We start from the raw sequence: 20,224 nt of genomic DNA, 5'->3' as shown, positions 1-20,224 counted from the left end.
CCCTTGATGTTAACTATCATTATAAATGATAGTTAACATCATTTTGAATCATTTTACGTGATATATTTTTTCTTTTACAATTCTCTTTGTGCAAATAGAAAGAAACGGGGGATTGCGGTGAGAAGAGGTCAAATGATAATAGGGGCTTTAGCGTGTTTAATTGCGAGTATGTCATGGGGAGCGATGTTTCCAGTTGCTGATCATGCGCTAGAATACATAGATCCATTTTATTTTTCGCTTATTCGTTATGGAGCAGTGGCGATAATGCTGATTGTATTGTTGTTAATGAAAGAAGGAAAACAGGCATTTCGTTTAGAGGGAAGAGGAAAGTTACTCGTCTTTTTTGGAACGATGGCATTTACAGTATATAATGTCCTCATATTTTTAGGGCAAATGTTAATGGGTAAGTCGGGTGTAATGGTAGCTTCCATTATGGAATCACTTATGCCGATGATTTCTATTTGTATTTTATGGGGATATAAGCATATAAAACCGAAGAAGTATATGATAACGAGTATGGTTATTGCTTTTGTAGGAGCTGTGTTTGTTATTACAAAAGGTGACATAAGTTTCTTTGTAACATTGAAAGATAATATGTTCCCATTAGCATTTATATTTATTGGTGTTGTAGGCTGGGTTATTTATACGATGGGTGGTCAAACGTGTAGTGATTGGTCAACATTACGTTATTCTACGTTGACGTGTGTATTCGGTACGACTGTTACAGGAATTATAACGGTAATTATTACGTCGCTTGGATATGTTTCAGTTCCTAGTATGGGAACGATTTCTATTGTGAAGTATGATTTGTTATTTATGATGACATTGCCAGGTATTGTAGCGCTACTTGCTTGGAACTACGGTGTGAAAATTTTATCATCCATTAATGGGATTTTATTTATTAATTTTGGTTCTTTCCCGTATTAGTTGAAATTGATATAATGACATATAAAATAGGGAAAAGGTATGGGGGATATTCGATGGAAAATATTTTAAGTGTATTAGATTCTAACATTCAATATGTAAAACATGAATTTATCGACGATCAAATTGTTTTTCAAGCTAAAACAAAATATATAAAAGCTATATGCCCATATTGTATGATGGAATCAGACAAAGTACATTCAAAATACTATCGAGTTTTTCAAGATCTTCCTGTTTCAAATTTTGAAACCCTTATTCATCTAGAGCTGCCTAAATTTTTTTGTATAAACGCTAGCTGCTCTTATACGACTTTTAGCATGCCACTTCCTTATATCGAGCCGAAGGCACGCAAAACAAAGCGTTTACAAAAGGAAATTTTGGCTCTTTCTTTAGAAATGAGTTCGATTAACTCTGCTAAAAGGCTCCATCAACAGAAAATTAAAATTAGTAAAAGCACCATTTGCCGTTGGATTAAAAAAAAGAAATCATAATCGATAAAAGTAATATTACCAAGGTCTGTATTGATGATTTCGCTATTAAAAAAGGGCATCGATATGGAACGATTATGGTAAATATTGAAACGCATAAAATCGTCGATTTAATCCCTTCTAGGGATTTAGAAGATGTGACTGTCTGGTTGAAAACATTTCCCCATCTAGAAATCGTTTCTAGAGACGGTTCTGTCACTTTTCGAAATGCAATTACAGCGGCACACCCTACAGCTATTCAAGTTAATGACCGCTTTCATTTAGTAAAAAACGTAATGGATTATATAAAAAAATATTTTCAACGATTACTACCTACTTCTATACAAATTAATAGCCCATTAGTGGACGAAATAAATCCAGCTTACTCTTTGCTTACCAGAAAAGAAAAAATTGTGATCGCGCAAAAATTACAGAAAAAAAAGATACCTATTTCTAGGATTGCAAAAGAATTAGCAATGGACATTCGTACGCTTCAAAAGTATATTCATCTGCCTAAACATCAATTGTCTACTCTTTTCATGACTAAATTTGAAAGGGAAAGATTTGAAAACATACAACGAAAAAAGCAGATAATCAAACAGGTGAAAAAACTTCATTCCGAAGGAATGAGTATCAGAAAAATTGCTGTATACGTACATTTAGATCGACGAACGGTACGAAGGTATATAAAGGAAAATTTACGAACAATCAGTGTACAAACCCGTTCTGGTCGAACTACAAAAATCAATTCTTATTTGGAGCACATGATTACATATATGCAAAAAGGATACTCCTCAAAGAAAATTCATGATCATTTAGTTTTGCAAGGATACACAGGCAGTGTTTCTACAACTCGTTACCATATCCGATTGCTCAAGAAGCAACAGAACATCAAGAAACCATTTTTTCATTCTATTCCTAGACAAAAAATTATTAGATTGATCTTTAATCCAGCAGGGGATCCTGCATTGAAGAGTCAACAGATAGAAGAAATTTTTGAGCTTTATCCATCTGTTCAGGAATTGTTAACTTTGCTATACCAGTTTCAAACTATACTGGCAGAAAAACAGTATGAAAAATTGTCTGAATGGATACTTAAAGCAGAAAAACTTTCTATTCCAGAAGTAGACTCCTTCCTACATGGAATAAAACGAGATTTTGAGTCTGTACTCCATGCTTGTAAATATCCCTATAGTAATGGTTTAGCGGAAGGCAGTGTGAATAAAACAAAGCTCATCAAACGGATTATGTATGGCAGGAATAATTTTGATATTTTGCGAAAAAAGATTCTATTACGAGAGTTCAACTAATACGGGAAAGAACCTTAATTTTGTACCAATTACGACTTTAGTTATTATGATGATGCAAGGGTATCAGATCACAATGTTTGATATTATAGGGACTGTACTTGTTATTGCAGCACTTATTCGCAATAACGTTTGCCAGAGAAAAGAAGAAAATATAAATAAGAGAGTTTTACAAGAAGAACAATTACGTCAAGCTGTTTAATAGGCAAATGGAGGATTTCACATGTTAGAAAGTTTATTGTTTTTCTTCGCCGTCGGAGTTGCCTGTGAGCTTGCAGCAATTAATCGAAATGGTCGTAAAAAGATAAAACAACAAGCTGAGCTGATACAGCTTTTAAAAGAGTTGAAAGAAAGAAAAAATTAAAAAGACGACCGGGCATAGATGAACTGACCCCAAAAAGTTAGACAAAGAAGTTAAGCGACTGATTGGATGTGAGTCCGGTATTGTACTGGACTCATTCCATTTAACTTCACTTTAATTCTTTTGTGATTATAATAATGAATATAATTCTCTAATTCTATCTTAAAATGCTCCATACTTTCAAAATCTTTAAGATAGAATAATTCAGATTTTAATAAGCCAAAGAAGTTTTCTATGACTGCATTGTCCAAACAGTTTCCCTTACGGGACATACTTTGGATAACCTTATGTTTTTTTAGTGATTGTTGATATATCTTCATCTGATAATGCCATCCTTGATCTGAATGAAGAATAGGAGTTTCTCCATCATTTAAGCGTGTAAAGGCTTTATTAAGCATTTTTGATACAAGTGAATACACAGGTTTATTTTCTATATTGTAAGCTATAATCTCCCCGTTATATAAGTCTAAAACAGGAGATAAATATAGTTTTTTACCATGGAGATGAAATTCAGTGACATCTGTTACCCACTTTTCATTAGGCTTAGATGCATTAAATTCACGCTTCAAAATATTCTTTGCGAATTTCCCTACTTCTCCCTTATATGAACGGTATTTTTTTATACGAACCATGCATTTTAATCCAATAATATTCATTAAACGACGAACTGTTTTATGGTTTAATATATATCCACGGTTACGTAATTCTAATGTGATACGACGATAACCGTATCTACCATAATTCTCTTCAAAAATCTCTTGGATTAATTCTTTAATGTTCTTATATTTATCTGGACGTTCCATTTGTTTAATCCAGTAATAGTACGTACTGCGGGCAATACCAGCGATTTTCACAAGATCGATGATTTTGTATTCGTGCCTTAATTCATAAATTACCTGTGCTCTGTCTTGATCTATGATTTGTTCTTTTTCTGAACTAAGGCATTTAACTTTTTTAAATAATCATTTTCCATACGTAAAAGTTCATTTTCTGCTTGTAGTGCTTCTATAGACCCCTCAACTAGCACTGTATCTTTTTTGGGTTGCACCTTAACCTTCTTATTTTTCATAGCTGGACGTCCCTTCCGCTTTGAACGTAGGGCATCCACACCATTTGAATCATAAGCTACTTTCCATCTACGAATTATTTCAGGAGAGGAAATATTAAAAATTGCCGCTGTTTCTCTAATAGATGTCCCTTGCGTATCCATATATTTAAGCACATCTAGTTTATACTGAAGCGAATAAGTTGTATAGCGTTTTTCAAAAGCTTTTTCTCCAAATGCCTCATATTGTTTGATCCACTGATAAATTACACTAGAATGAATCCCTAGAGATTTAGCAAGCCTTTTTCCACCATCTATTCCATTAAAATATTGTTTTACTATCTGTATCTTTTCTTTAGGAGAAAACTTTCCCATAAAAAAATACACCTCCAATTGTTAATTGTGTCTAACAATTGGGGTGCACATCAAGACGGTCGTCTTTTTCTATATAAAGGGGAAAGGGGACACAAAATTATACAAGCGTAGCAGCGTAAATGAAAGCAGTAAGAAGAAGAGAGCCGCTAGCTAATCCTAAAAAATCTAATTTGTTAAAAGTACTGTTATTCATAATACATTCTCCTTACTTGTTTAATGTAGAAGAAACAGCTTTTGCATCGAAAAGAGCTGATAATACCATGCCCATTGTATTTAAGAAATTGTTCGTTTTCATTTTGTTCATCATATTAATCCACTTCTTTTCGAATAATTGTTGCCCTGTTTCTGACTTAATTGTATGAAATATAGTAAGAAGTAACTATCGAATTAGCTTACAAGAAAATTACACTTTTGTAAGAATTGAAATTTAACAATTCATACTTAATTTTATTACCAACTCCTAAAACTTAGTGTTATAATTGTTATAAGAATATGATTATACTTCGGATGTTTAGAAAGGAACGAAACAAATGTATAAACCAATTACATTTTTGTTGAAATATATATTTAAAACAGCTGGAAAAGTAGAAGTACAAGGGAGAGAAAAGCTACCAGAAGGTGGACCGTATGTTGTTGCATGTACACATACAAGTTTTATGGATGTATTAATGTTAGCTACAGGGATGTATCCAACTCAAATTCATTACATGGCCAAAAAAGAATTATTTGAAGGGAAATTCAAAAAATGGTTCTTTAAAAATGTAAATGCATTCCCTGTAGATCGTGCGAACCCAGGACCAAGTACACTTAAAATTCCATCACGTTTATTAAAAGAAGGAAAGGTAGTAGGGATTTTTCCGAGTGGAACGAGATCAGCGGAAGATGTTTCATTAAAAGCGGGTGCTGTGACAATTGCGATGCGTTCTAATGTTCCGTTAGTACCAGCAGCTTATGTTGGTCCATCAAGTGTAAAAGAATTAATAAAGGGGAAAAAGGCACAATTGATTTTTGGAGATCCAATTCAAATTGAGGCTGGAGAACAAATAGATCGAAAAACCGCTATGAAAATGATGACAGATCAATTAAATGAGAAGTTTGAGGAGTTAAAAGAAGCTTTGCAATCAAATCAAAAATAAGAAAAGACGACCGGGCATAGACGGTCGTCTTTTCTATTACTATTTATAATAAAGGGGAAAGGGGACACAAAGTTATACAAGCGTAGCGACGTAAATAAAAGCAGTAAGAAGAAGCGAGCCACTAGCTAGTCCTAAAAAATCTAATTTGTTAAAAGTGATGTTATTCATAATACATTCTCCTTACTTGTTTAATGTAGAAGCAACAGCTTTTGCGTCGATAAGAGCGGAAAATACCATGCCCATTGTATTTAAGAAATTGTTTGTTTTCATTTTGTTCATCATATTAATCCGCTCCTTTTCGAATAGTTGTTACCCTGTTTCTGACTCAATTGTATGAAATGTTGCGGAAAGTCACTATCGAATTAGCTTACAGAAAAATTACACTTTTGTAAGAGAAACGAATGAAGGTGTAATGATAAGAAGATTTGACATATGTTCATGAGATTCATTAAGTTAAAGGTAGAGGTGAGTGTATGGCTAATATTAAAGATATTGCAAAGATGGCGGGAGTTTCAGTTACGACTGTTTCGAGAGTGTTGAATGATCACCCATATGTAAGTGAAGAAAAAAGAAAAGCGGTTATAGAGATAGTTGAGAAATTGAATTACTCGCAAAACGCAAATGCTGTTCATTTATCAAAAGGAAAAACGAATATTGTTGGTGTGATTTTACCGTATATTAATCATCCGTGTTTTGATGCGATGGTGAGCGGAATGATGGAGACTGCGTTAGCGCATAATTACAGGGTGCTACTTTGCCAAACGAATTATAATAAAAAAGAAGAAATGAAAAGTTTACATATGTTAAAAACAAAACAATTGGATGGTCTTATTATTTGTTCACGTGCAAATGATTGGGAAACGATAGAACCGTATGCTTCTTACGGCGCAATAATTGCTTGTGAAGACAATGATATTTCAAACATCTCAAGTGTATATACGAATCATTCAGCGGCCTTTCAATTAGGAATGGATTATTTGATTGAGAAAGGTTATAAAAAAATTGGTTATTGTACGGGAAGAAAATTAGGGCCGAGTAGTCAAAAGCGTTTTGATGTTTATAAACAGCAATTGCAATCTATAGACGAAGATGTTAATGAAGAATGGATTTTTACAGAATGTTTTACACTAGAAGATGGTGTGAAAGTAGCTCATAAGTTAAAAGAGATGCAGGATCTTCCTGAAGCATTAATAGTAGCAGGTGATGAGGTTGCGATTGGTGTTATGACAGAGGTTGAAAAATTAGGCATTCAAGTTCCTGAGGATTTAGCAATTATTGGCTTTGATAATCAACCTATCTCACAAGTGTTACAACTGACAACTATTGATCAAAATTTAAAGGAGATAGGGAAAACTGCTTTTGAAATGTTGCATAGAAAAGTGAATGACGAGAGTTCTGAACAAGAAAAGCTGGAAATTCCATACGAACTTGTGGAACGCTCTACAGTTTAATTTTAATCCGTTATGTGTATAATCGCATAACGGATTATTTTTTTTGAAATATCTTTGACAGGAAACGCGTTTCATACTTTATAAAGGAGTTAAACCGGTTTGTAATAATCCATGGATTCTTTTCAAGTGTTAATGCAATGAATAGAATTTGGAGGAATATGCATGAATGAACTTTTATCGAGTATGAAAAAGTATGTAGATGATGATGAAAAGATTCTGGCTTTTGTGGTAGGGATATTTGAGAAGGATAATTTTATATTATCGTATCAACATGGGGTTTTTGTTGCCACTACTAGACGTCTCCTTTTTTACGGGAAATTTCCGTACTATTCTTCAACATTTAAAGAGTATTCATATTTGCATATAGATAGCATAGATTTTCATCCGTATTTTGAATTTACTTGTAATCATGAAACCATTCGCGCTAAGTATATTCAGAAAGGGAATGTGGAGCAATTTGTCCGTGCAGTTAGAGTAAATATGAATAATTAATCACCCCTATGTTTAAACATAATATTTCAATTTTTAACAGGGAAAAAGCGGAATAAAAACCACTTCTAAACCTCTAGGAGATAGTGATACAATGTCAAATGGGGGGAGGGTATGAACTATGGTTAATCAACGTATAAAGGAAATAACACTAATTACAATTGGTTCATTATTATTCGCAATTGGTATTAATTACTTTGCAATTCCAAACCGTTTATCGGAAGGTGGAATTATTGGTTTAACGGTTGTTACGTACTACTTATTTGATTGGTCACCAGGAATTGTGAACTTTGCTATAAATGCAATTTTACTAGCTGTTGGTTATAAATTTTTTGATAAGAAAACAATGATTTATACAATTTTAGGGATTGTAGAAACATCTTTGTTTTTATACGTTACAGAACATATTGAGTATCATGTAAATAGTGATACATTATTAGCAGCTTTATTTGCTGGTTTATTTGTGGGTATTGGATTAGGCTGTATGTTCAAAGCCGGAGGTACATCGGGAGGATCAGCAATCTTAGCTCAGTTAGCAAATCAATATTTAGGTTGGAGCGTAGGTAAAGGCGTACTAATTATTGATATTGTTGTAATTGCTGGTTCTGTATTTATAATAGGGCAAGAAAAGGCAATGTATACACTTGTAGCTGTGTTCATCGGAGCGAAGGTGATTGATTTCATTGTAGAAGGAATGGATACAAAAACGGCTGTTACGATTATTTCGAATCAACCAGATTTAATTCGTGAGGCTATTACGAAAAATATGACACGCGGTGTTACTGTATTAGAAGGGCGCGGCGGATATACTGGTAAAAATAAAGAAGTTTTATATGTTGTTATTAATAAACAAGAGCTTGTTAAGTTAAAACAAGTTATTAGCCGGGTAGATGAAGATGCTTTCGTTGTTATACATGATGTACGTGATGTACTTGGCGGTGGCTTTAAAGCAAGCTAAAAGGTGAACGAGTAAATTCGTTCACCTTTTTTAATTCTTACAAAAATGTAAGTGTAATGTAATGAGATTCAATAGTAGATTTTATTCCCCCTTTTTAAAATGGATGTATATATATCCTGCAGAGGAGGAATGTTTATTATGAAGAAAAAAATGATCACTACTATAATAGCGATGATAGTAATAGTAGTAATGTTACTGCCTACGAAACTTGGACCGGTTATCGATAAATATAATCCATTTTATAAGACGAAAGAATACTATACGGTTGTGAATACAATTGGTCAGCATATTGGTGATGAGTGGTATGAATATGAATTTATTGCATTCGATGAACGTGGTAGAGAGCAGAAAATAAAGAAAACGGTTAAGCATATGTTAAAGAGAGATGAAGCATTAAAGGTTTTTGCAAAAGGACGTTACGGTGAATCGATTGAAGAGATTGAGGTTGCAAATATTCCTATAAATGCGAAGAGCAAACTTTTAACGATGAGATAGTAAAATATACCCCCAGCTATTTTTTGTCGAAAATAAAAATACTGGGTAAGGGTATTTTGAGATTAACAAAAAAGCCTTAGTACATATAGACTAAGGCTTTTTTATTATATAAAGGGGAAGGGGGTACATTGTAGCAGCATAGGTGAAAGGTATAAGAAGAGTAGCTACTAGCAATGTAATTTGGTTATGTGAGTGTTCTTCTTATTTGGCTTACTTTCTAACGTTATTGTACGAAATATAAGTAAGGGGAACTATCGAATTACATTACACATAACTTACAAACATGTAAGCCTTCTGTAATGTAATTCGATAGTTAAAAGATAGTAATTTTCATATAGTATAACTAGAAAGTCTCAATGTATTACTTTCTGTTTGTAATGAAGAATGAAAAACCAACTAATTTTTAATAATCCTCATCTGAATAAAGATGGGGATCTTTTTTAAAACCTTACAACATTGTAAGGTTTACGTAAGTTAATTCGATAGTAAATTTGTCATATTTTTTGCATAATAGATACAGATAGAAAAATAATTAGGGATCTAGTAAGAAGGGAGAAAAATGGGATGCGTAAAGAAGAAGTAGTGAAGTTACCAATTAAAGATTTCTGTAGCTACTTTACTGTTGCCGTAGTGTGTATTGGATTATTTGATATCATAACAAACTTAATTGTTAAATAATATAGATGCTAAAACAAGAAAGGAAGTCCTTTCTTGTTTTTTTTATGGGGGCATAAAGATGAAATGGATTGATAGTCATATACATGTTGATCAATATAAGGATGAAGAGAAGAGCAGATTACTAAAAGAGGTGGAAAATAGTAATGAAATAAAGGGGCTTATTGCAGTATCTATAAATTATCACTCTTGTAAGGAAACGTTATCTTTAGCGAAGAAGTATCCTTTTATATATCCAGCGATAGGGTTTCATCCAGAGCAACAGATTCATAAAGAGGAGTGTGAACAGATTTATCAACTTATTGAACAGAACGCAGAGGGAATTGTTGCGATTGGTGAAGTAGGTTTGCCCTATTATTTGAGAAAAGAAGATGAAAGGATTGCTGCAGATCCATACATAGCTGTATTGAAAAAATTTATAGAACTAGCTAGTAAGTATAATTTGCCGATTGTATTACACGTAGTTTATGAAGATGCTGACATTGTATGTGATTTGCTAGAGAAATATAAAGTTTCACGTGCACACTTCCATTGGTTTAAAGGAAGCGATGAAACAATGAAACGGATGATGAGAAATGGTTATTATATTTCGATTACACCGGATGTTTTACATAAGGAGAAGATTAGAAAAATCGTTTCGTATTATCCGCTTGAATATATGATGGTAGAAACAGATGGACCGTGGGAATTTCAAGAGGGTGTTATAACGCATCCAAGAATGATTCGAGAGGTATTAAAGGAAATTAGTTCTATAAAAAACATATCCATTGATAAGGTCGCAGAAACAATATATGAAAATACAAGTCGATTTTATTTGAAAGGATAGGAGAATTATAGTTTTAATCATGTAACGGAAAAAGTAAAAGTTGAATTTATTTAGTAAAATACCACGGTTTGATATATGATAAAAAACCACCAAGCGTTCCGCTCGGTGGTTTTGTATTAGGATTCTAATTTTTTCGCACGTTTTAATAATAAAAGAAACACAATGATAACGAACCCTAGTATAAGGAAGAAGCCATATTGCTTTATATAATCAATTATGTCATTCGCACTGGTTGGTTTTTCAACGTGAATGCCATCTTTATTCGTCGTAATATGAATATCTTTCATTTTTACTTCATTCTTTTCCTTTTGTAAATCAATCCATTCTATATTTGGAATACTCTCTAGATCCTTTAACACTTCTTTTAATGGTTTCACACCTAAGTAAGGATGATAGAATGCTCCAATAACCCCATCGTATAATTTAGCAACAGATAAAGCATTTGCTTTCATTTTAGCAATAGCTTGTGGCTTATCTTCTTCAATAAAACCGACTGTTTCAGGCATTAATTTCATTCCATGTAGAAATGATGGTGTACTTCTATATGCTGGAGAGTGCATGGATTTCCAAGTTGTATCACTTAACTGTAGTTGTCCTACATAAGTTGAAAAGTATCTTGATAATATTTCATACCCTTTTTGAGACATTGTGTAATGAGGTGCTTCAAAGGCGACAGGATATAGTTTAGCATCTACAAGTTCTTGAATCCCCTTTTCGATATGATCTGTCGTATATTTTTCCTCAAACTCTTCCCCTTTTTTTACATATTGGTTATATGCCTCTATATTTGGAAAGTCATCTTTTGTCTTAGGTTTTTCATGTTTCGGTTGGCGAATTGGTTGATCTGTCTTTACGTCCCAAAATTCAAAACCTTCCCCAGTTTCACTATCATAAAATTGATGAGTGTAACCATGCATAATAATCGCTGCACCATCATCTTGCATAGAGCGTAAAAGATCAACTAGTTCGGGTTTATCTTTTAAATGTAGTGTTTTACCTGTATCTGGATCTGTATATACAGGAATAACAGTGATCATGTAAGGAATCTTTTTCTCTTTTAGTAATTCAGCAATTTCTTTTAATTGATATGTATCTGCGGCTGGGTGAACATCCTCAAGACGTAAATAAGCTAATTTTTTATTAGTTTCGGGTTTTTGCTGAAAATAAGAAAATAGGCTTTCGCCAATATAATAAGATATCCAATCAAAGAGGTTAGAAGTTGCTACATAATAAGAATTGTTTTGCTGTACAATTAATGGATAAGTATTATTTCCTCTTAAAGCATGGGCGAGAATTGTTCCATTTGTGTCAAGTTGTTTAATTGTTCTTTCTTCTTCTAATATATTCTTTAGTTTACGTGTTGGATATTCAATTGTATCAGAGTTTATATCTTCATTTTTAAGTGTGATAAATGAAAAACGATTAGATAACTGTTCTATATTTTGACCTAAAACTAGTAATGGTCCTGGGAATCCTTCTAGAAATTTCTTTGCTTCAGTAGAAAGTTCTTCTTGTTTTTCACTCATGTAAATAACATGTGTATACGAAGATTTATCAGTTATTTCAGCTAACTGTTTTATGTTTTTAATTGTTATATTATTAGTGAAATGTCCTACTTGTGTAGTAACTACTCAGCTTAGTTAAACAAAAAAGCATGCCAAATACATGTTTCCTGTTCGAAAACATGAAAAAGAACACACTCCGATAAGAGAAAGAATCTATATGAAATAGAAACATTCTCTTACGAAAGAGTGGTATTCCAAGGAACCGTTCCGGTTTTTAACACCTGACTTATCGCTTGTAATACTGATTGATTTTGTTTTTTCATGGTGCTCATAAAACTACGTATGTGGCAAAATGATTCTGCACCTTCCTTACTTCGAAACGTCCCAGACACTTTTTGTTTGACTTTCGTCATCCGAATATCTCGCTCCGCTTGATTGTTATCAAATGGAATATCTGGACTTTCTAAGAACGCTAGAATTCTGTCCGCATACTTAGCAAAGCGATTCCATAAATTTTGAGAAGGCGTCTGTTTTCTTTTCTTTTTTTGTTCTGCAGAAGGCACCTGTTTGCCTTTCAATATGGCCTGGTATGCGGCAAACAGATTCTTTTTCTCTATTTCTGGAATATTTCCCTTGTATTGCTTTTTTATTGTCAAAGCTTGTGTAAGGAATTCTTTCATTTGTTGTGCCCATGTTTCTCCGGTACTATCTATAATCCCTTGCAAATCTCGCAAGAGATGGGCATTACATAAAACATGACGACAATCTGTATACACATCATACGGTTTCCACCCATCATGCATAGCAATTCCAGAAAAAGAAGGCAAGATTTCACCTGCATCCATCGCTTCTTTTCCGCGTTTTTCATGAATATGTTGAAATGTCACCTCCGGTGTACTCGCAGTATGTAACCATTGTGTTTTATTTTCTACTCGCATACCGGTTTCATCAAAATGGACAACAGAAGACTGCAGAATCTGTTCTTTTACTTCTTCGAGAAACGGCCGCAATTGAGCAGAAAAAGCATGGGTATGATTGACTAACGTCCCTTCGCTTATCGAATGTCCAAAACAATCTTGAAAGAATTCTTTTGTTCGTTTCAAAGAAAGGCATTGATAATGTGTTAAATAAGGAATCAGTGTTTTTATATTTGGACCATATTGAACAGGACGAGAGACAGTAGAGGGAAACTGGGATTCTTGGATAGAATGGCAATGTGGGCACTCTTTTTGTTCCACTTTATGTTCTGTGACTTCTATCAGGATAGGTGGTAAATCATACACTTGGCGAATGCGGTATCCTTTTACAGGTTCATGTTTTAAGGACGTGTGACAACAAATACAATGCGTAGGAGAATAGGTAATCATATTGTCAGGAGTCGTTGTCAAATGAAGTGTATGTCCTTTGTGGCCCAACTGGCCACCGGTTTGACGCTGGGATGATTTTCGCAAACTTTTTGTAATAGGCTTACGAAAACCATCTGTAGAGGGTGGTTTATGACTATTTGTAGAGTTTTTTTTTGAACGATTTTCTAATTCTTCTATACGCTCTTTTAAATTCTGTATTTGACTTTCTAATTGATGAACAAAATCGTAAATAGCTTGAGGTCCCTTTTGATAGACAGCTAGAATTTCTTGTTTTTTCAACATAAATACCACCTCCTTGTCTGATATATCTAGTATTCACACAAAAAGTACATATCAGACTAGTAAATGAAAAAAGCCTCCGTGAGGAAGCTGAGTAGTTACCTTGTGTATTAAGTATTTGGATATCACTTGTAATTTGATCATCGTTTGAACTGTATAAAATAAGGGTTTTTGGTTGTTCGGTTTTTTGTGCGGAAATAGGGACAGGAATTAATAGTAGTAAACTAAATAAGAGTAACAGCCATTTTTTCATATTATTATTCTCCTAGTTTATATTTAGAATTCAATTTACAATTATATACAATAAACGCGTTATAGTCTATGAAAGTTACATTTTTGCACGTATTTACCAGATTTTTTTTCACAAAATCGGTCTAAAGCATGATGATAATATGTATAGTTATTTGCTATGATAAAAGAGTAGTAGAATGTAGGTAATTGTAAAGGGAAGGCTGAAAGGGGACAAATTTCAGCGGAGAAAGAGGTAGAGGTAGTGAAGAAATTCTTTGTAGGATTTTTAGTTGTTCTTGGAGTATATTTATATTTCCAAGGAAAGTCTGAAGGAATGGATAAGCTAGTGAATGGAACAAGCTATGTTGATTCAGAAGAAGCAAAACAGATGAAACAAATCATTATAGAGGAAGCGAAGAAAGTAAATCTTCCGGAATGGATACCTCTTGCAATTGCTGAGCATGAAAGTCGATTAAATCCAAGAAGTGTTGGAGATAATGGAACTTCATTCGGATTGTTTCAACTACACCGCGGCGGCGGGCTTGCACCAGAACATTTAACTGATGATGAGCTGAAAGATCCACGTACAAATGCGCAAATTGCAATGCCGCATTTAATGAAAGGATATAAGCGTGGGGTGCAAAAAGGTTTGACTGATTTTGCATTACTGAAATATATAGCGAATACATCTGGATGGCCAGGGAATTTAGGGCCAGAGTGGACGGATAATAACATGAAGTATAACATCGGATTAGAAGATGTGTACTATCGAAATAAAGGTGTAATTAAAGAGTAGGTTTTGATACCTACTCTATTTTTTTTTGATAATCGTTTCATTTTGTGAAATACTCCGCTAGTTGTATTTTTACGTATTCTAGTTTTGTGGAAACTTGAGGTATTTTATATCCTACATACAGCGGTGAAACGACAAACCTAGGAACAACTTTACAAATGATTTTTCCATTTAAGTAATAGAAGAATAAGTTATAACTACTGCATCCTTTATGGAAATCTGTCAGTATGTAACGTACAGTTTGCTGAATGTAATTTGCCATGTCATCTATATATGAAATATTATCAATGATTATATTGAATTCAGTGAAGCCAATAATGGGACGCTCTGAAATATTAAGCTCAATGCGTTCGTTTTTTTGAACAATTACCCCTTGGAAATTTTCTTCTTCAATATTTTCAAGATAATCTACATATTTCATTCCGATAATTTGCATGTGTGCATGATGCAAACTTCCACCTGAAAATGGACCGTGATTTTTGTATAAAATTACAGATGCGAACTCTTCTTTCTTCTGTAAGTGTAACCAATGTTGAATAGAAAATTGCATTAATTTCCGCATATGTTCTTCTGTATATGTTGCGATATGATCTTCGCAATTATCGGTTTCAATTAACACTGTTTGAAATGTATCTTGTAATGTAGGAAATTTATTTTTTAACCAAATAATAGAACCATCAGTTGCTAAAATATCCGTTAAATGTTCTGTATCGCAAAATGGACATGCAGCGCTTCTATTCCGAATACTTTCTGGTTTTTGTTTACCGATATCGTTTAAAAAATATAGTTGTTGTGTATCCATTTATATATATGCCCCTTTAAAATATGTGTAAAAATCCCGCTTAATACATTCGGGAAAAGGAGAAGGAAATCCTCTAAAGGAATAAGGGGAAAAATAAAAGACAAGATATCCTCATTACGATAGGGTACCTTGTCTTTTATTTTTTCTCTAATAGTGTGTATGGATAATATAGAACATTTTCAGTATTTTTCTTTTTTCTATTTTTTATTGTGTATAAGGTAATTGCTGTGCTTGCAATTATAATAATGGCTTTCTTCATATTCATATACCCCTCGTATATTAATATTTAAGCCCTATCTCAGGCTTAGTTTTTCTCTCTAATAAGAGTCCAGTAATAAAGAAAATACTTGGACGTCTCAAGATATTTCTAGATAATGGTCTTAGGATCATTTGGGACAATTCTGTATTCCCCTGTGGATTTACCACACGAAAAGAGTGTTTCTCAGTGAACGCGCGGGGCTCCCTACTCGCAGGCTGAGCAGCCTGATCCTCGAACCTAGATGTTAGTAGCTCTAGGGCGGCTTTCGATTCAGGACTAGCTCTTATACACGAGGTTGTTGGTCGGCGTACACACTAGAGATATCTCGAGACGTCCAAGCAATGATTCTAAATCGAAAGGAGGTCTCTTACGTGAGATTATTTGTTGGTCTAGATGTAAGTTCGTTTGATATGAAAGTTTGCTTTTTAAATGGTGAAGGAGAAAAGCTAGATTCTTTTTCAGTCAGTAATGACTTACCAGGTGCACAGGTACTTAAAGAACGATTATTACAGTGCACAACCAATCAAGAGGTTGAAACTTTAAAAATCGGCTTAGAATCTACATCTGTTTACAGTTTTCACCCATCCATGTTTCTCCATCATGACGAAGACTTAAAAAGATTTGGCACAAAGGTATTTCTTCTAAATCCAAAACAAGTCGCAAACTTCAAGAAAAGTTATTCAGACATGAATAAGACTGACGAAATTGATGCCTTTGTCATCGCTGATTATTTACGATTTGGGCGAAATCAAATGTCCATCGTGAAAGAAAGTCAATACGTGGCATTACAGCAATTAACAAGAGCTCGTTATCAACTCGTTAGAATGTTGACAAAGGAGAAACAACATTTTCTACAACACCTAAGTTATAAATGTAATACGTTCTCACAAGAAGTCGATTCTTCTATATTTGGTAACGCCATGATGGAATTGTTCCTTGAAAAATTCAGTCTAGAAGAGCTAGCTGACATGCCTTTAGAGGAACTCGCTGAGTTCCTACAGGAAAAGAGTAAAAATCGATTTGGTGACCCGAAATGTGTCGCATCAACCATTCAAAAGGCTGTTCGCACGTCGTACCGTTTAGATAAGGTGGTAGAAGACTCAATCGATATTCTTTTAGGAACATCAATCGAAATCATTCGTACCTATCAAAGACAAATTAAAGAACTAGAAAAATCTATTAAGCGGATCATGGCTGGATTAACGCAAACATTAGAATCCATTCCTGGAATCGGGCCTATATATGCCGCTGGTATTATCGCTGAAATTGGCCAAATCGAAAGATTTGACGATGAAACCAAAATCGCAAAATATGCCGGGTTATATTGGCGTACATACCAGTCTGGCCGGTTCACCGCTGAAAATACTTCATTATCTCGTAATGGGAATCATTACTTGCGGTATTACTTAGTTGAAGCCGCCAACTCTGTAAGAAAGCATGTATTGGAATACCAAGAATATTACGCAAAAAAGTATAATGAAGTACCAAAACATCAACACAAACGTGCACTCGTTCTAACCGCAAGAAAATTTGTGCGATTGGTGGATGCGCTACTACGTAATCACCAACTCTTTACGCCTGAAAGGTGTGTGAAAGTGTGACATAAAACTTGTCATCGCTACCTTTCAATCAATTCCAGTATTTTACATGCGGTGCTGGTCTAGTTTCGTGATGTCTTTTTTAAGCAATTTGTCCTTTGATAACTTCAAAATATATTATTTTTCAGTTGACATACTACCGCAGGTCTTTTTATTGTTGGTTTAATTCTTGGCTAACTGCTTTTGCATCGACCAAAGCGTGTAAAATCATTTTTACCATGTTCATCATATTTCTTCACTCCTTTTTATAGTTCATTTAGTTCTTTTACAACTGCTTGTCCGTTCACTAATACCTCAAAGATTGCTTTTACGATTTCTTTTATCATGTTTGTTTCCTCCTTTTGTTTGTCTCTCTTGTTTACATCTTTATTGTATAGGGAGGCATCTTTTCGTACTATCGCTTTCTATTACGTGAACATAACAGTTTTGTAAGATTTGATGTCACTCATTGAAATGTTTAGTCTATCTTCATTATTTTCAGAAAAATGACTATTCAAACATGAAATAGGGAAGTATAATAAAGAAGTAAGTATTAAATTCCGTACGAAAGGGGTGAATGAGATGAAACGTTCTTTAGCTGCACGTGCCAAATTTTTAGATTTTATCTATTTTTGTCGTGCGATTTTTCATGATGTAGTTGTTAACGGGATACGTATGCCCTTTTTTAACAATTGCATAGTGACTATTGAACGATAGGAATCTCTTCACCCATTTTTAATAAACGTGTGAAAAGGGAGCTATTTGGCTTCCTTTTTCTATGCCGAAAACCATGGGAATGTTTCTTTCTCATGGTTTTTTATATTGAAAGGAGTACGGAAAATGACTATTTGTAGTGTAAATAATGTAACGAAATCTTTTGGTGGAAACATCATATTTGAAAATATATCGCTTGAAATAAAGAATGGTGAACGTGTTGGGTTAGTTGGTCGTAACGGTAGTGGGAAGACAACAATCTTTGGGCTTCTAACGGGAATGGAGAGTTTGGATACAGGAGTTATTCATATGAAGAAAGGTACACGTATTGGTCATGTCGCACAAATTCCGAAGTTTGATGAGGCCATGACTGTATATGATGTATTGAGTTCCGCTTTTAAAGTAGAAAAGGAATTAGAAAAAGAAATGCATACTCTAGAAAAAAATATGGCAGAAGAGCAGGAACAATCTTCTTTGCAAAAGCTAATGGAGAGGTACGGAGTAATTCAAGAAAAATTTGCATTTCTCGGTGGTTATGAAATAGAGGCAAATATAATGAAGGTAGCAAATGGCTTACAAGTGACAAACTTATTTTCAAGAGTATTTACGGAATTAAGTGGAGGAGAACAGACGAAAGTAAGCCTTGCATATATGCTATTGCAGAAACCAGATTTACTTCTATTAGATGAACCAACAAATCATTTAGATTTGTTTGCAGTTGAATGGTTAGAGCAATTTTTAAAAGAATATAATGGAACAGTTATGGTTATTTCACATGATCGCTATTTCCTTGATGAAGTTGTAACGAAAATTTTTGATTTGGAAGATGGAGAGATTCACGTGTACCATACGAATTATTCTCAGTTCGTTGAGGAGAAGGAAGAAAGATTACTTCAAGAGTTTCAAGCTTATCAGGAGCAACAAAAGAAAATAAAGAAAATGAAAGAAGCAATTAAGCGTCTACGTGAATGGGCAAATCAAGCGAACCCTCCGAATGAAGGATTGCATAAAAGAGCGAGAAATATGGAACGTGCGTTAGAACGTATAGAGAAATTAAAGAGGCCGATTTTAGAACGAAAACAGATGGGTCTTCAGTTTGAAGGGCAAGAGAGAAGCGGGAAAGATGTTGTTGTAATGAAAGAAGTGAGTAAAGGTTTTGCTGGCCGACCTTTATTTGAACAAGCGAATTTACATGTTCGTTTTCAAGAGCGTGCTGCTATCGTTGGTCGCAACGGCACAGGGAAGACCACTTTACTAAAATTACTATTAAAAGAAATGGAACCAGAAGCTGGCGCAATTAGGGTTGGTAGTAGTGTGAAAATCGGTTATTTATCACAGCATATGTATGAAAATATGAAGAGTAATGTATTGGAAGCATTCAGGGAGAATGTGGCTGTAACAGAGGGAGAAGCAAGACATATATTAGCTAAGTTTTTATTTTATGGTCCAGCAGTATTTAAGAAAGTAACGCAACTTAGTGGTGGAGAAAAAATGAGGTTAAGACTTGCGCAACTTATGTATCAAGACATCAATTTTCTAATTTTAGATGAGCCGACAAACCATCTTGATATTGAATCAAGAGAAGTTTTAGAGGAAGCCCTTGAGCAATATAACGGGACGATTTTAGCTGTTTCACACGATCGATATTTTTTAAATAAGTTATTTGAAAAGACGTACTGGATTGATGAATGTAAATTATTTGAGTTTGCAGGAAACTATGCATGGGCTCGTCAAAAGTGGGAAGAAAAGCTTGAGAAGCAAGTAATAAAGCAGAAACGCCAAGGAAAAAAAAGTGTTGAAACGGTTCCTGTAAAAGAGAAAGAAGCTAGGAATCTTGAAGAGATTGAAAACGAGTTAATGCATGTAGAAGAAGATGTATATGCAATAGAATGTGAAATGGAACATGTAGCTGATGTTGAAAGACTTGAAAAATTATATGAGGAAAAAACGAAGAAAGAGTTGTTACGAGCAGAGTTATATAATGAATTAGAGAATATTGTGGAGTAATGAGTAGAAAGCCACTTCCTTTCAGTTTTGCTGGAGGAAGTGGCTTTTTTCATAATGATATTTGGCTTTAAAGGTTAAATAAAGCGATGTGTTTCACGTGAAACAGTAACTTAGATAAATTCGTGTTCCTCAATTTGCATAGCTTGTGAAACATATGAAATGATAAGGTGAAAAATAAATG

The 20,224-nt window shown here is 34.0% G+C and carries 20 protein-coding genes and 3 pseudogenes; 15 read left to right on the top strand and 8 right to left on the bottom strand.

The annotated features are described in order from the left end of the window. Positions 1-117 precede the first annotated feature (117 nt). The 5 genes and pseudogenes from MHI28_RS16985 to MHI28_RS16965 all read left to right on the top strand — a co-directional run. Positions 118-909, top strand: a pseudogene (locus tag MHI28_RS16985) (DMT family transporter); the annotation flags it as partial. Positions 910-980: 71 nt separating this feature from the next. Further along, positions 981-1,415: a transposase family protein gene (locus MHI28_RS16980; RefSeq protein WP_075717486.1), complete on the top strand. Its 435-nt coding sequence runs from the start codon at positions 981-983 to the stop codon at positions 1,413-1,415. Next, a complete protein-coding gene (locus tag MHI28_RS16975; protein WP_157812401.1) occupies positions 1,409-2,701 on the top strand; it encodes an ISL3 family transposase in 1,293 nt (430 codons plus the stop codon). Before MHI28_RS16980 ends, MHI28_RS16975 begins: the two co-directional genes overlap by 7 nt. A 13-nt stretch (positions 2,702-2,714) precedes the next feature. Next, a pseudogene (locus MHI28_RS16970) lies at positions 2,715-2,900 on the top strand (EamA family transporter); the annotation flags it as partial. Positions 2,901-2,921: 21 nt separating this feature from the next. After that, complete coding sequence (locus MHI28_RS16965) at positions 2,922-3,062, top strand: YrzO family protein (protein ID WP_000894065.1); 141 nt, start codon at positions 2,922-2,924, stop codon at positions 3,060-3,062. Between the two features lie 50 nt (positions 3,063-3,112). On the opposite strand, the gene MHI28_RS16960 is transcribed toward MHI28_RS16965, so the two are convergent. Further along, positions 3,113-4,479, bottom strand: a protein-coding gene (locus tag MHI28_RS16960) for an IS3 family transposase (protein ID WP_327947199.1) whose coding sequence is annotated in 2 segments (ribosomal slippage) — positions 3,113-4,017 and positions 4,017-4,479 — 1,368 coding nt in all. Because the reading frame shifts where the segments join, the coding sequence is not laid out codon by codon here. A 97-nt stretch (positions 4,480-4,576) separates the two neighbouring features. Continuing rightward, positions 4,577-4,672, bottom strand: a complete 96-nt coding sequence (locus MHI28_RS16955; protein ID WP_001066117.1) for a DUF3948 family protein — start codon at positions 4,670-4,672, stop codon at positions 4,577-4,579. A gap of 337 nt (positions 4,673-5,009) precedes the next feature. Here MHI28_RS16955 and MHI28_RS16950 point away from each other — a divergent pair, with 337 nt between their 5' ends. Then, positions 5,010-5,615, top strand: a complete 606-nt coding sequence (locus tag MHI28_RS16950; protein ID WP_000277776.1) for a lysophospholipid acyltransferase family protein — start codon at positions 5,010-5,012, stop codon at positions 5,613-5,615. A gap of 72 nt (positions 5,616-5,687) precedes the next feature. Here the strand turns inward: MHI28_RS16950 and MHI28_RS16945 are convergent, their stop codons facing one another. Further along, positions 5,688-5,783 carry a DUF3948 family protein gene (locus MHI28_RS16945; protein ID WP_001060009.1) on the bottom strand — a complete coding sequence of 32 codons (96 nt, stop codon included), beginning with the start codon at positions 5,781-5,783 and terminating at the stop codon, positions 5,688-5,690. Between the two features lie 305 nt (positions 5,784-6,088). Between MHI28_RS16945 and MHI28_RS16940 the strand changes: the two genes are divergently transcribed. The 5 genes from MHI28_RS16940 to MHI28_RS16920 all read left to right on the top strand — a co-directional run bounded on the left by MHI28_RS16940 (position 6,089) and on the right by MHI28_RS16920 (position 10,509). Beyond that, the gene (locus MHI28_RS16940) at positions 6,089-7,066 is read left to right on the top strand and encodes a LacI family DNA-binding transcriptional regulator (RefSeq protein ID WP_001273902.1); all 978 of its coding nucleotides are present in this window, start codon (positions 6,089-6,091) and stop codon (positions 7,064-7,066) included. Between the two features lie 162 nt (positions 7,067-7,228). After that, complete coding sequence (locus MHI28_RS16935; protein ID WP_001004243.1) at positions 7,229-7,558, top strand: PH domain-containing protein; 330 nt, start codon at positions 7,229-7,231, stop codon at positions 7,556-7,558. A 118-nt stretch (positions 7,559-7,676) separates the two neighbouring features. Continuing rightward, positions 7,677-8,513 carry a YitT family protein gene (locus tag MHI28_RS16930; RefSeq protein WP_000248045.1) on the top strand — a complete coding sequence of 279 codons (837 nt, stop codon included), beginning with the start codon at positions 7,677-7,679 and terminating at the stop codon, positions 8,511-8,513. Positions 8,514-8,651: 138 nt separating this feature from the next. Beyond that, positions 8,652-9,008 carry a YxeA family protein gene (locus MHI28_RS16925; RefSeq protein WP_000728422.1) on the top strand — a complete coding sequence of 119 codons (357 nt, stop codon included), beginning with the start codon at positions 8,652-8,654 and terminating at the stop codon, positions 9,006-9,008. A gap of 736 nt (positions 9,009-9,744) precedes the next feature. After that, the gene (locus MHI28_RS16920) at positions 9,745-10,509 is read left to right on the top strand and encodes a TatD family hydrolase (RefSeq protein ID WP_000871105.1); all 765 of its coding nucleotides are present in this window, start codon (positions 9,745-9,747) and stop codon (positions 10,507-10,509) included. Positions 10,510-10,625: 116 nt separating this feature from the next. Here MHI28_RS16920 and MHI28_RS16915 read toward each other — a convergent pair whose 3' ends face one another. The 3 genes and pseudogenes from MHI28_RS16915 to MHI28_RS36170 form a co-directional block, all read right to left on the bottom strand. Further along, complete coding sequence (locus MHI28_RS16915) at positions 10,626-12,104, bottom strand: DUF2334 domain-containing protein (RefSeq protein ID WP_445661796.1); 1,479 nt, start codon at positions 12,102-12,104, stop codon at positions 10,626-10,628. A gap of 146 nt (positions 12,105-12,250) precedes the next feature. After that, positions 12,251-13,663 (bottom strand): IS66 family transposase, encoded by a 1,413-nt coding sequence (gene tnpC / locus MHI28_RS16910; RefSeq protein WP_197233369.1) that lies wholly within the window; start codon positions 13,661-13,663, stop codon positions 12,251-12,253. Between the two features lie 96 nt (positions 13,664-13,759). Beyond that, positions 13,760-13,913 (bottom strand): annotated as a pseudogene (locus MHI28_RS36170) (DUF2334 domain-containing protein); the annotation flags it as partial. Between the two features lie 240 nt (positions 13,914-14,153). Here MHI28_RS36170 and MHI28_RS16905 point away from each other — a divergent pair. Continuing rightward, entirely contained in the window at positions 14,154-14,687 is a 534-nt protein-coding gene (locus MHI28_RS16905) for a transglycosylase SLT domain-containing protein (RefSeq protein ID WP_000713249.1), read from the top strand. Positions 14,688-14,724: 37 nt separating this feature from the next. Here MHI28_RS16905 and MHI28_RS16900 read toward each other — a convergent pair whose 3' ends face one another. Together MHI28_RS16900 and MHI28_RS16895 are read right to left on the bottom strand one after the other, a co-directional pair. After that, on the bottom strand, positions 14,725-15,486 hold the full coding sequence (locus MHI28_RS16900; protein ID WP_002162952.1) for a DUF4931 domain-containing protein: 762 nt from the start codon (positions 15,484-15,486) through the stop codon (positions 14,725-14,727). Between the two features lie 136 nt (positions 15,487-15,622). Then, the gene (locus MHI28_RS16895) at positions 15,623-15,751 is read right to left on the bottom strand and encodes a hypothetical protein (RefSeq protein ID WP_002083998.1); all 129 of its coding nucleotides are present in this window, start codon (positions 15,749-15,751) and stop codon (positions 15,623-15,625) included. Positions 15,752-16,116: 365 nt separating this feature from the next. Between MHI28_RS16895 and MHI28_RS16890 the strand changes: the two genes are divergently transcribed. The 3 genes from MHI28_RS16890 (at position 16,117) to abc-f (ending at position 20,043) form a co-directional block, all read left to right on the top strand. Continuing rightward, positions 16,117-17,346, top strand: a complete 1,230-nt coding sequence (locus MHI28_RS16890) for an IS110 family transposase (protein ID WP_100909797.1) — start codon at positions 16,117-16,119, stop codon at positions 17,344-17,346. Between the two features lie 558 nt (positions 17,347-17,904). Further along, positions 17,905-18,039: an RAxF-45 family protein gene (locus MHI28_RS16885; protein ID WP_000830643.1), complete on the top strand. Its 135-nt coding sequence runs from the start codon at positions 17,905-17,907 to the stop codon at positions 18,037-18,039. 123 nt (positions 18,040-18,162) lie between these two features. Next, positions 18,163-20,043: a ribosomal protection-like ABC-F family protein gene (gene abc-f, locus MHI28_RS16880; protein WP_000150891.1), complete on the top strand. Its 1,881-nt coding sequence runs from the start codon at positions 18,163-18,165 to the stop codon at positions 20,041-20,043. Positions 20,044-20,224: the final 181 nt, after the last annotated feature.

Source organism: Bacillus sp. FSL K6-0268 (assembly GCF_038005425.1).
Lineage (GTDB): Bacteria > Bacillota > Bacilli > Bacillales > Bacillaceae_G > Bacillus_A > Bacillus_A thuringiensis_S.
Note: the sequence above shows the minus strand (reverse complement) of the source record. Positions and strands in the feature narration are given on the sequence as shown.

Bases quoted from the DNA above. Each gene is read 5' to 3' on its own strand.
- MHI28_RS16980 (WP_075717486.1), top strand. From the start codon at position 981: ATGGAAAATATTTTAAGTGTATTAGATTCTAACATTCAATATGTAAAA.
- MHI28_RS16965 (WP_000894065.1), top strand. From the start codon at position 2,922: ATGTTAGAAAGTTTATTGTTTTTCTTCGCCGTCGGAGTTGCCTGTGAG.
- MHI28_RS16955 (WP_001066117.1), bottom strand. From the start codon at position 4,672: ATGAATAACAGTACTTTTAACAAATTAGATTTTTTAGGATTAGCTAGC.
- MHI28_RS16950 (WP_000277776.1), top strand. From the start codon at position 5,010: ATGTATAAACCAATTACATTTTTGTTGAAATATATATTTAAAACAGCT.
- MHI28_RS16945 (WP_001060009.1), bottom strand. From the start codon at position 5,783: ATGAATAACATCACTTTTAACAAATTAGATTTTTTAGGACTAGCTAGT.
- MHI28_RS16940 (WP_001273902.1), top strand. From the start codon at position 6,089: ATGGCTAATATTAAAGATATTGCAAAGATGGCGGGAGTTTCAGTTACG.
- MHI28_RS16935 (WP_001004243.1), top strand. From the start codon at position 7,229: ATGAATGAACTTTTATCGAGTATGAAAAAGTATGTAGATGATGATGAA.
- MHI28_RS16930 (WP_000248045.1), top strand. From the start codon at position 7,677: ATGGTTAATCAACGTATAAAGGAAATAACACTAATTACAATTGGTTCA.
- MHI28_RS16925 (WP_000728422.1), top strand. From the start codon at position 8,652: ATGAAGAAAAAAATGATCACTACTATAATAGCGATGATAGTAATAGTA.
- MHI28_RS16920 (WP_000871105.1), top strand. From the start codon at position 9,745: ATGAAATGGATTGATAGTCATATACATGTTGATCAATATAAGGATGAA.
- tnpC (WP_197233369.1), bottom strand. From the start codon at position 13,663: ATGTTGAAAAAACAAGAAATTCTAGCTGTCTATCAAAAGGGACCTCAA.
- MHI28_RS16900 (WP_002162952.1), bottom strand. From the start codon at position 15,486: ATGGATACACAACAACTATATTTTTTAAACGATATCGGTAAACAAAAA.
- MHI28_RS16895 (WP_002083998.1), bottom strand. From the start codon at position 15,751: ATGAATATGAAGAAAGCCATTATTATAATTGCAAGCACAGCAATTACC.
- MHI28_RS16885 (WP_000830643.1), top strand. From the start codon at position 17,905: ATGAAACGTTCTTTAGCTGCACGTGCCAAATTTTTAGATTTTATCTAT.
- abc-f (WP_000150891.1), top strand. From the start codon at position 18,163: ATGACTATTTGTAGTGTAAATAATGTAACGAAATCTTTTGGTGGAAAC.